The sequence below is a fragment of the Gilvimarinus gilvus genome (assembly GCF_030518155.1).
In the GTDB taxonomy this organism is placed as follows: domain Bacteria; phylum Pseudomonadota; class Gammaproteobacteria; order Pseudomonadales; family Cellvibrionaceae; genus Gilvimarinus; species Gilvimarinus gilvus.
The window spans coordinates 17,761-30,365 of record NZ_JAULRU010000126.1; the positions used below are offsets into that span (position 1 = coordinate 17,761).

General features: G+C 53.1%; 2 protein-coding genes. One reads left to right on the forward strand and one right to left on the reverse strand.

Annotated features, from left to right (window positions below):
- Positions 1–50: 50 nt before the first annotated feature.
- Entirely contained in the window at positions 51–10,064 is a 10,014-nt protein-coding gene (locus QWI17_RS00775) for a cadherin-like domain-containing protein (protein WP_302720583.1), read from the reverse strand.
- A 422-nt stretch (positions 10,065–10,486) separates the two neighbouring features.
- On the opposite strand from QWI17_RS00775, the gene QWI17_RS00780 reads away from it, so the two are divergent.
- The coding region (locus QWI17_RS00780; protein ID WP_302720584.1) for a Calx-beta domain-containing protein at positions 10,487–12,605 on the forward strand (2,119 nt) is incomplete at its 3' end.

Consider the following 12,605-nt stretch of genomic DNA (forward strand, 5'->3'; position numbering starts at 1 on the left):
GCCGCCAAAGCCTGCGGAACCTCCCGCGCAGTAAGTCTCCCACCCTTCCTTCAGTGATCAACCGTACTGAGCGTTTGCATAAGAACAAGTGCGTTATCTAAATCGACGTTAATCAGGGCGTCCGAGCTGATGTTAGGTAAAGCTTTGCCAGCACCTGACGTGTTATCGTTTGAGGTTGTTTCTGTAGATAACACCTTGTTAGGTGAAGACATCTCCAAGCTTTCACCAGAATCATAAAGGTGTGTAGATAAATCTCCGTCTAATTCGCTTGTGAGTAAATCGTTAATCTCCAGGCTGCTGTAGGGAGTGGCTTTATGTTGAATGTCCGAATTGTCGGGGTTTGGCTTTGAACGGTCAGCGTGAGTAAGTCTTGGGTGTGTTGTGTCTTGACTCACGTGCCAAAAGTCATTGGCGTTGTCCAGTAAATCAGACAGCATCAAAGCGTCTTGGCTAGCATCTGTGGGCTGAGATAAGAAGCGTGTGCTTGCCCACAGACTACCTTGATTCTCATTTGCTGTATTTTCGGTGGCGGCAATTGCAGAGACGTTGTTCTTAGGGCTCAAAATACCAGGCGTGACATCGACGATAACTTCACCAAAGTCTGTTCCCCCGTTACCATCTGATACCTCATAAATTATGGTGGCATCGCCGATAAAATGATTCTGCGGGACATACTGCAGCGTGCCATCGGCATTAATAAAAACGGTACCGGAGTCGGTGGTCGCGTTAAGAACCTCCAGCGTGTCGTTTTCCTCGTCGGTGTCGTTGGCGAGAACGTCAATAGCAATGCCCGGGCTGTTATTGGCAGTCGTCGCAGTGTCATCGACTGCGATGGGGGCATCGTTAATCGCAGACACGTCAATTGTCACGCTGCCCACTTGAATACTGTTGGCCTGGGCCTGACCATCGTCCACCTGATAGGTAAAGCTCTCGCTAAAGTCGCTAGGCACATTAAGCGGCGCGGTGTAGAGCAAGCCTGTCAGTTCGGCAATTGTGAGAGTGTCGCTGTTATTGACAACAGTGCCGTTCGCTAAGGTGATAGAGCCCTCGGCGGGTACGCCTGTTACGGTAATAGTCAGTGTATCCCCGTCATCATCGGTGGGGGCCGTAAGACCAAGTGGGGTATTTGCCGACTCTTCGGCCACGGCAATACTGCTGGAGTCTACTATCGGAGCATCGTTAATATTCTCTAAGTCTATATTGACTGTGGCACTGTCTTCACCGCCGGCACCATCATCCACTGTGACGCCTAAGCTATAGTTACCTACCTTTGCATCGGTTACCGATTGGGTTAACGTAATGTCGCCTGTGGCCGCGTTGATGGCAAACATTCCAGCGCTGTTGCCAGTGGTAATGGCGTAGGTCAGGGTGTCATTATCCGGGTCGGTGGCTTGCGCGGTTCCGACAAGGGTGCCGGCAGTGTCGTCTTCACTGGCGCTGAATTGGTAAACGTCATCGTCATTGCCTGACGTTTCGCCAACGAAATCCGGCGCAGGGTTGGCTACGATCCAGCTAAAGTTTTGGCTGACCGCTACCCCACCGGAATCGGTTGCGGTTACCTCAATTGAGTACGGCGAGCCTGCAGCCGCATCGCTGTCTAAGATGCCCTCAATCACACCGGTCGAGCTATTGATCGTCAAGCTTGCGGGAAGGCCTGTAGCCGAATAAGTGAAGATGTTGTCTGCATCTATATCGCTAAAGCTTGAACTTGTGTCCAGCGCAATAACCGAGCCCTCAGCGTCATTTTGGTCGGCAATTGTTGTGGCCGTTGGGGCATCATTGACGCCCGTCACAGTGATGGTCACGGTAACAGGATCACTAATCCCGTCATTGTTATCTTGAGCCAAGTACTGGAACGTTACATCGGCGCTATCGCCGGCATCCAATTGTTGAAAGCTTTCGCCGGGGTCGTAGCTGTAACTGCCATCGGAGTTGACGTTTAGTGTACCTGGCCCCGAAAAGCTGCCCGTTACCAGGCGATAAGCCACGACATTGCCGTCCACATCCGTCGCTGCAGGCAGGACGTCGCTGATCGTGGAGTCTTCATCAAGGTTGACGGTTATATCAGATTGGGTGGGGACATCATTAATACCCTGAATGTTGACCGTCACTGTCGTGGTGCTGCCATCACTGACATCGACTGTGATGGTATCGGTACCGGTTTCACCCGCCTGCAGTTCTTGGGCGTTTGGGCTTAGAGAATAACTCCAATTGCCGTTGGCATCGATGGTCAAACTGCCATAGCTGCCGTTTACAGTTGCCGGAACAAAAGAGAGGTCGGTATCATCATCCGGATCATTCGCAGCCAGCGTGCCCGTTGCAGCTGGGTTGGCATCGTCTTCTGTAATAGAAACGGTTGCGGAGGTGATGACCGGGGCATCGTCGACCCCGGCAATGACAATGGTCACAACTTGTGGGTCACTCGCGCCGCTCTCGTTGTCCACCGCGGCAAAACTAAACTGTACCGTTGTCGATTCGCCATCGGCCAGGTAATCGTAAAAGCCTCTGGGGTCGAAGTTGTAAGTGCCATCGGCAAAGAAAATTAGCTCGCCTGGTGCAGGTGATGAATCAGCGACATAGGTGAGGTCGGCGGTTTGAATATAGCCCACCACTGCGCCATCACTGTCTATGTCGGTGGCCAGTGGTAAATCGCCCGGAAGTTGCGTATCTTCATCGGTTGCGCCGCTAATATTGGGATCACCAGAATCGATGGCGGGGACATCATTGCTGCCGGTGATCTCAACCGTGACGGTTGTATTGCCTCTGTCACTGCTAACGTTAAAAGTTTCTGTTACCTGTTCGTCAGCGTTTAATGCGTCGGTGTCGGGATCATCGTTGTCCAGAACATAGGTCCAGCTGCCACTGGTATCGATGCTGAAACTGCCGTAAGTGCCAATTGCATCTGTTTGCGCCACAAACGTGGCCGTGCCGGCGGCATCATCTTGGTCAACATCGGTAAAGGTTAAGGTGCCAGAGTCGCTGTTATTTCCGGCGTCGTCCTCGATAACGGTGCCGCTTCCCGAGGAAAGTGTGGCCGGGTCATCTTCACCGTTAATGGTGATGCAAAAGGAGCTGATATTACTGGCCGCGCCGTTATTATCAATACCTTGGTAGGTAAAAGAAACTTCTTGTATGTCACCCGCATCCAGAGGATCAAATGCGGTACCCGGGTCGAAACTAAAACTACCGTCACTATTGAAGCTAATACTGCCACTTGCCAGGCCGCTGCTATCAACCACCCGATAGGAGACTACGATTCCGTCGACATCGGATCCGGCGGGCACATTGCCGTTGAAAACTGTATTCTCGACCGTGTCAAAAGTGCCGCAGGGCACATCGGTCACCGTAGGGGCATCGTTGGTGCCGATAATCACAATCGTGACATCGTCGCTCCCGCCCCCGTTGATGTTTAGCGTAACCTGATCGCCTAAAGCTATTTCGTCCGCCAGTGCTGGATCATCTAGTGTGTAAGTCCAGTTGCCGCTGCCGTCGACCACAAGTTCCCCATAACCGCCGCTATCGGGGTAAGTGCCAGGCGAAGATGTTGCAAGTGGCCCGCCGCTTACCACAATTTCGTCCGGGGCATCGCCTTCGATGATTTCCACGGTGTTAGGGTCGGGTGGCCCATCGGTAGAGCCTTCAACCGTAACGGTGACCGTTCCGACATCGGAAAGGGCGCCGTGACTATCAAATGCCTGGTAAGTAAAAGACACTTGGTCAGTCTCGCCGTCGTTTAAGTCATTAAAGCCAAATCTGGGGTCAATGGTGTAAGTGCCATTGGTATTAAATATCAAACTGCCGGGCGGAAATTCTGAATCGTCCAGTAAATAATAACCGCCAAGTGTGTCATCGGCGTCGATATCGGTGATGGTTGAAAGATTTTGATTATCCAGCGTGGTTTCTTCGTCGACGGTTACGTTAATCTGAGTTTGTACTAAAGCTGGTGCGTCATTGGTGCCGGCAACGTCAATGGTTGCCGATGTTGTTGAACCGTCATTCAAGGCAATGGCATTGATGGTGTCGACGACGTTATCGCCCAAATCGAGCGGGTCGGCATCATTGGCTCTTAGGGTGTAAGTCCAGTTGCCGTCGGTGTCAATGCTGAAGTCACCGTAGGTGCCGGCGTAGGAATTGGCGACGAATGCTAAGTTGGGGTTATCGATATCGGTTGCTGACATAGTGCCGGCGTCTGTTGGCTGTGTGTCTTCAATAACCGAGCCTGAGCCGACGCTAATATTGGGTGCATTGTCGATACCGGTGACGGTAATGGTAACCGTTCCGGGCTCCGATACGGCGCCATTATTGTCTCCTGCGGAGTAAGTAAAGGTGACGTCCCGGGTTTCACCAGCGGCAAGGTCATCGAAATCACCGTTGTCCGCCTCAAACCTGAAATCACCGTTTGGTTGGAAAGTGAGTATGCCTTCGGTCACATCACTCATAAGTGCATAGCCAACAACAGAGCCATCAATATCGCTGCCATTGACTTGCTGCAGATTCAATACATCACCTTCGGTAATATTGAAGGCTAAGTCTTCCACTTCGGGGTTGTCATTAATACCTTCAATATTAATGGTCACGGTCGTGGTGACGTTGTCATCGTTGGTCGTTGCGCCATCGCCACCGTCAGAGAGGTTAACGGTATAAACTTGATTGACGGTTTGGCCAATGGTTATCGCATCGACGGTGTCGTTTTGGTTGAGCTCGTAATTCCACGAGCCATCAGCACTGACCGTTAAAGTGCCGTAAGCATCGGTGTAGGTGTCGGCCACAAACGCCATTAAGGGGTTGTCGATATCAAACACGTTCAATTGACCGCTAGTGGTCAAGGTGGTGTCCTCGCGCACCGAGCCGGAGTCGGAGCTTACCTGAGTGGGGTCGTCGACACCTAGAATTTCAACGGTAATTTGACCGAAGTCACTGATGGCGCCCTCGTTATCTATAGCGCGGTAGCTGAATACAAAATCAGTTGTTTCACCTGCAGCCAAATAATCGTAAGAGCCTCTCGGGTCCACGGTGTAATTACCAAAAGCATCAAACGTCAGCAAGTTTGCCGGAAGTGGTGTACTGCCTGCGGTGGTATAGCTGGCCACGGTGCCGTCGTCATCAATGGCTAAAGGAACGGTGTCAGAGTAGGCCGTATCTTCATCGGTGTTTACGGTATCGTCGGGCACCTCCGGCTCATCATTGGTGCCACCAATAACGATGGTGACAGCCTGCGTGTCGGTTGCACCGTTGAGATCTTCTGCGGTGATTACGTACTCTAAAACCAAGTTGTCATTGGAGGATAGGTAATCGAATACCTCATCGTCACCGGAATTGAACACCCAGTTGATGGTGCCGGTTGTAGCACCGTTCGCGATAACGGCACCGGCATCGACACTGAGCATAGCTAAGAAGGTTGCGTTGGCTATGCCGTTGTCGTCGCCCTGATCAACGCTTACCGAGGTAACCGTGGGAGAAACTTCATCTGTGACATCCACATCGCTAACACTCAGGCGGCCTGCGGTGCTTATGATGGTATCGGTTTCGGGCAATGTGGCGCTGTCTCTGTCGCCGCTGGCCACGCTAATGTTGGGTGCATCGTTGACACCCGTAAGCGTAATATCAACAATATGTTCGCTGCCGTCTGCCGAGAAAACAATAAAACGTTCCTGGCCGGTTTCCCCTTGCGCCAAATACTGCAAGTCAGCGTTGTCTACCGTGTAGGTCCAATCGCCATTGCTGGCAATCACAAGCCCGCCCAGATTATTGCCTATTGATACCGGGGCGCGACTGTCATCAATAACCGATTCACCGTTGTCGATATCGGTAACGGTTAGGGTGCCGGTGGCTTGGTAGGTGCCAGAGTCTTCCGTTACTGCACCGGTATCGTCGCCACCGAAAGTAGGTGGATCGTTGACGCCAATGATATCGATCGTGATGGTGGCCGGCGCGCTGTATACCGGGTTGCTGTCAATATCGGGCTCAGAGTCTAAAAGGCGGTAGGTAAAACTCACACTCGCTGTTTCGTTTAAGGCGAGCTCTTCAAATTCACCGTTGGTGTCGAATTGAAAACTGCCATCGGGGTTAAAGGTCAGTTGGCCGGCTGTAATGCCAGTGTTATCGACCACTTCATAACCGGTAGGGTTGATGGCACTGTCTACATCAAAGGGCGCCGGGACCTGAGCTGTGAGTGTGTCGTCTTCGTTGACCTCCAGTGTGTCGGGGTAGACCTCGGGTGGATCGTTAACATTAATCAAGGTGACTCTTACGGTGGCCAAGTCAAAGCCGCCTTCGCCGTCGCTGGCCTGAACCGTGAGTTCCCTAACGCCTAAGTCGGGGTCATCGACGGCGCGAGTGATGGACATTTCGCCGGTTGCAGAGTCAATGGCAAACAAACCGTCTTGGTTGCCGACAACAATAGCGTAACTTAGATCGTCGCCATCGGGGTCGCTCGCGGCGACAATGGCGGTGCCATCCACAACACCTTCGTAGACTTCGTATTCATAGGTGTCGTCATCAATACCCGTGGTTTCATTTATAAAGTCTGGTGCGGGGTTGGTGACAGTCCACTCAAAAGATACCGTGGTCGTTTCGCCCTGGCTATCCGCCGCGGTAACTTCGACAGTGTAAGGGCTGTTAACCGACGCGCTGTTATCCAGTGCACCGGTAATCTCGCCCGCCGACGAAATTACCAGGCCGGGCGGTAAGCCGGCGGCACTGAAGGTGAGAGTGTCGTCGCTATCGATATCGGTAAACGCCGCACTGACATTGACGGGGGGAATTGTTTCCAGGTCTTCATTGAGCTGATCCGGAATCGCTACACCGCTGGGTGTCGGCGCATCATTAGTGCCGGTGATGGTGACAACCACGTCGTGGGTATCGACGCCGCCATTGCCGTCAGCGGCTGAAACCGTGTAGGTTAGAACCAGTTCGTCGCCAGTGTCGAGGTGATTAAAATATTCGTTGTTCGAATCGAACTGCCATTGAAAACTTCCGTCAGTATCGCCGCGCGCAATGACTATACCTGCATCGACACTGAGCATATCGAACAGTACATTATTGGCAATACCGCCATCGTCACCGGATGTCACAACAACGAAGTCTACGGCAGGGGTGACCTCATCGCGCACATCGACATCACTAACACTCAACGAGCCAGCCGCCGTTAAACTGTTGTCGGTTTCGCTTACATTGGCCGAGTCAGTATCTGTTCCTTGCACGCTAATAGCAGGGTTGTCGTTTACGCCAGTAAGCTCGATGACAATCGAGTGGCTCGCGCCGTCGATGGTGGTGACTGCAAAAATATCAAATGTACTTTGCCCAGCGGCCAGGTATTGTGTTGCGGCGTTGTCTACGGTGTAGTCCCAATTGCCGTCGGTTTGAATTACGAGCCCGCCTAACACATTGTTAACCGGGCGTGGTGCTATGGTCGTATCTATTTGCGACTGTCCATAGTCGGGATCGATGCCTGTGAGTTGAGCGCTATCGGTTAGCGTATTGCCCGTCTGAATGTTGGTATCTTCGACAACTGCACCTCTATCTCCGCCGGTGAAAACGGGTTTATCATTGGTGCCTGTTATGGTGATGGTGATTTCGTGTTCCGCGGTTCCTCCGGCCGAGTCCGTCGCTGCAATGGTATAGGTGAGTATGTAATCAATGCCGGCGGGAAGTAATTCGAAGGTTTCTGTACTGCTGTCAAATGTCCAGTTTATATCGCCTTCGGTAGCGCCATTCGCAATGACGGCATTTGCGTCCACGCTGAGCATGGCAAGCAGAGTGGTCGAATCAATGGCGCCATCAATATTCGCCGAAACGTCAATGACATCTGGCGTTACGGTATCTCGCAAATCAATATCGCTCACCGACAGTGTTCCGTTGCTGGTCAGCGCCGTATCGGTTTCTGTTAGCGCGGCGCTGTCGCTATCGCCAGCGTCTACGGTAATTTCCGGCAGGTCGTTAACGCCGCGAATGACGATCGAGATTGGGTGCTGTGTGCCATCTACCGTGGTTACTAAAAAGCGTTCGGTGACGATTTGGTTTTGTGACAGGTCCTGCACATCGGCATTAGCCAGCGTATAAGTCCACTGACCCGCTGCATTGATAACCATACCCCCCATGACGCTGCCTTGTGGTATGGGGGCAACACTGTCGTCGATGGCAGATTCATTACCATCTGGGTCATAACCTCTGACCTGACCATTAAAAATGAGATCAGGATCGCTCTCATCTTCTGTCACAGTGCCTAAGGTTCCACCGGTAAAAACGGGCGCATCATTGGTGCCGGTAATGGTAATTGTGACGGGGTGCTCGGCCGTGGCCCCGGCCGAGTCGGTTACTTCAATTGTGTACTCAAGTATTAACCGGTCACCTGCGGGCAGGTAATCAAACGCTTCGCTGCCGCTGTCGAACTCCCACTGAATAACCCCTGTGTCGTCACCGGCTTCAATAATCGATGAGTCGTTAACCGAAAACATTGCAAGGAATGTCAGTGAGCTTAGGCTGCCGCTATTACCCGTGAAGCTGACCGAATTAACCTCAACCGTAACGGCGTCTTGTAAGTCGATATCTTGGCTGGTTAGTGTACCTTCCGCCGCAAGCGCGGAATCAGCTTCTGTAAGAGAGGCCGAGTCACTATCGCCGCTGGCAAGCAGAATTTCGGGCGCATCATTAACGCCGGTAATGGCAACGGTTATATCGTGCACTGTGCCATCGACAGAACTTACCGAAAATTGTTGCAGGCGCTGTTCGCCTTCGCTTAGGTACTGCACACTGGCATTTTCCAGCTCATACTCCCACAGTCCCGCAGCGGTAATCGTTAGGGCTCCTAACGCATCCGCTGTAACTGACGTTGTATCAAACGCGGCCTGCCCGGCATCCGGGTCAATAATACTGAGTTCACCAGAATCCATTAACACCGGATCGGATTGATCTTCAATAACAGCTCCCAGATCATCCCCCGCTATGACGGCCGGGTCTGCAGTGGGCGTAACGGTGATGTACACCACCGCCTCGGCGGGCTCACCGTGGCCATCGTCCACTAATACGGTAAATTGATCTTCACCGACATAATCGGGCCCGGGTAAATAAACGAAGCTTCCGCTCTCGCTGTCAAAGTCCGCACTACCGAAGTCAGGGGCGTCAATAATGGTGTAGGTAAGTTCATCGCCGTCGGCGTCGCTGGCAATGATGGCGCCTGGAATAGGGGTGTCTTCAGGTGTGATTAAATACAGGTCTTCTGCGACGGGTGGGTCTTGAACCGGAATAACTTCAATATACGTGGTTTGCTCTACAGTATGCGTTGGGTCCGAGACAAGCACGCTGAATTGATCCGGCCCGTTATAGCCGGCCGATGGCGTATAGATAAATTGCCCGGTAGCCGGGTCCAGACTTACTGTGCCGAACTCCGGAGGCTCTACCACGACATAGGTGAGTGGATCTCCATCGCGATCTGAGGCCGGAATAGTGTTGTTTAGCGCAATCTCTTCCGGGGTTGTCAGAAAGAGGTCTTCGGCGACTGGCGGGACGTTAACAGTTCCCCCGCCGCCGTTACCGCCGCCACCATTTCCGCCGCCACCACCATTGCCTCCCCCACCACCACTGTTCCCGCCACCACCGGGGTCGTCGCTAGTCTTATACCGCGGGGTATAGTTGTTATCCACATAGTCTGGAAGGTTGTCGGGGGCAGAGGAGAAAAGATCGGAAGTCAGTGTTTCGCCCACCCGGTTTAAATACACGGCGTAGTGTTTGCTGCCGGAATTTAACACATCGGGCGGCAGTTCTTGCGGGGCGTCACCCCTTGGGGTAATGATGACCTCCTGAGGAATGTCATCAATAGGCTCTTGACCGGTTGCTGATGGGGGAGCGGGCCAGAAATCCTCAGTAAGCGGCAGCTGAATAGGGCCATCGACTTCGCGCAGCGCTCCTTGCCCAAGATCGAAGCGCGCCCTCGCGCCGGCATCGAGTATGAGCTGCTCACCCTCGGTGATGGTGTCCCCTTTATTTAAATAGCGCACTGACCCGTCTTCTGCGCGGACCCACACCCTACCTACAACCTCTACCACTACTCCGCTTAAGTCATCCATCGACAGTCCCTTTTGCTACTACATCATGTACATCAAGCAAATTCACAGGAGATTGGTGCACTTCGATTTAGTCGTATAAATCTTAATTATGCCCTTGTCCAGCCCTTATACTATCGCATTATTGTAAAAAAATAACGCTGGGTTCGGGCGATACGGCGCGGGGGAGGCCGCGCCGGGTGCGCATGGCGCATAAATGATTGTTTGTTCGATATGGACCAGTTTTGTGAGTGTAACTTGTGCCGGCGTGAGGTAACTAATATTGTTCTCATAAAGGCAAGAGCTAAGCCCGTGTGCCGAAAGTCTGTATTGTACTAAGGTACAATACCATTGACGCTTAAACCCGCCTAAACTCCTATGTAATACGAAAACCGTCTTTTAAATTGATCGTTTAATGATCACTTGACATATAAAAGGGTGCAGGAATGGCAGCGCAAGCGACGAATGTAGTTTCATTGCAAGGTAAGGCATGGGCGAAAGCGGAGGATGGTTCACTTCGGGAGCTCAAAGCAGGTGACACTATAGCCGCTGATGAGCAGCTGGTGACTGAGTCTGGCAGCCAAATACAGCTGGACTTTGGCGATGGCAAACTGGTGAGTTTAAGCGGTGCTCATGAAGTCGCTATGAGCCCTGAAATGTGGCCCGAAACGGCAACGACCAATGCCAGTGTGCTGGAATCCCAGTTCGATGCCATTTTGGCCTCTCTCGATGAAAATGAAGCTCTGTTGCAAGATCAGCAGTTCACCGATATTCTCGCCTCCCTTGATGCCAATGACGGTTTGCTACAAGACGGGCGTTTTGAGGCTATTCTCGCAACTCTCGAAGAAAACGACGCCGACCTGCAGCAGCTGCGAATACAAGACATTCTCGCCTCCCTTGATGCCAACGATACCAGCTTGCTGGAGTCGCGTTTTGACGACATTCTGCAATCGCTTGCCCAGAATGATCGCGACCTCAATCCTTCCGAGTTTGACGTTATATTGGCCGGTCTGGAACAAAATGACCAAATATTGAATGACATTGGCGCGGACTCACTAATGGCGTCTCTGGAGGGCGACGGTGACCTGCTGGACCAGCAAGAAGCGCCTGCAGCGGGTACTGGTGGTACCGGAGGTGGTCATGACTTTGTTCGCGTTGATCGCATTGAACTGCCAACCGAAGGGCAGATCTACAATTTTGCAGGCGGGTTCACGGGTAACCCGGGCAACGTTGTATTCAGTAATAACCAGAGCAGCACTCTTAACGATGATGGCACTCCGGATGATGAGGGTACTCCGGATATTGAAGGCACCGTTATTGTGTCTCTGGCTGGTCCAGCCAGTGTCATTGAGGGCGAGACCACCGCGGCTTATACCGTCACCTTGAGTGAGCCGGTGCCGGCGGGCAACAGCGTCACCGTCAACCTAAGTTACACCTACGTGAGCGCCAGCGGTGAAGACATCGTCGAGGTGTCGAGTGTCACCGTCACCGGCGGCAATAGCACAGCCACTTTCACCCTAGACACTCTGGACGACTTCTTAGCGGAGGGGATTGAAGACTTTGCGGTGGCTGTGGGCAGCGTAACTGACACCGATAGCTCGTTCGAAACCATTGCAATTGATGACAACAATGGCAGCGTCACGACCGCTATTACCGACCAGATCGGCAGTGATAATCCTCCGGCAGCAGAAGACACCGTTTTCGCCGTGATCACCGGGCCGGTCAATGTCAACGAAGGCGACATCTCCGGTGATTTTACGGTAAGCCTGGTTGATGAAAATGGCAATCCAGTGACCGTTAGCAACAACACCGATGTCACGGTCGTGTTCAGCAACGGAACAGCGGAAGTGGGCGACTACGACGCGACGGCGCAAACCGTCACCATCAGCGCGGGTGCGAGCAGCGCCACCTTAACGGTACCGACCAACGCAGATGCGGACCTAGACGAGGAGACCTTCACTGCCAGTATCGACAGCGTGCAAGACACCGGTGAATTCGAGAATATTGACACTACGACGGGTGTCAACGGCGAGAGCCCAGATCACACCATCACGATCCTTGACAACGGCGGCACGCCTCCTGGCACCGAAGACACGGCGACCGTAAGCCTGGTTGGCCCAACGGACGTTGTTGAAGGTGAAGCCACCACCGACTACACGCTGAGTGTGGATCAGGCGGCGGGCGACGTGAGCGAAGACATCGTCGTGACCTTCACCTACAGTGGTGTGGCGGTCGATGGCAGCGACTTCACCGGCGTGGCGAGCGCGACGATCAGTGCGGGCAGCAACAGCACCACGTTCCAGATCGATACGCTGGACGATGCACTGGCCGAAGGCTCGGAATCGTTCACCGTCAGCATCGACAACATTAACGACAACGGTCAGTTCGAAGCGGTGGCCGCGGATGCGAGCGCGAGCAGCGTGACCACGACGATCACCGATGCGAGCAGCCTCAGTGTTGACAGTGTGAGCAGTGACAGCCAGGCGGAAGGCAACACGCTGACGCACACGGTGACGCTGAGCGGATCGAGCGTGAACGCCGAAACCTTCGCGTTCAGCCTGACAG

Excerpts from the sequence above, each read along its gene's own strand:
- QWI17_RS00775 (WP_302720583.1), bottom strand. The coding sequence starts at position 10,064 with ATGGATGACTTAAGCGGAGTAGTGGTAGAGGTTGTAGGTAGGGTGTGG.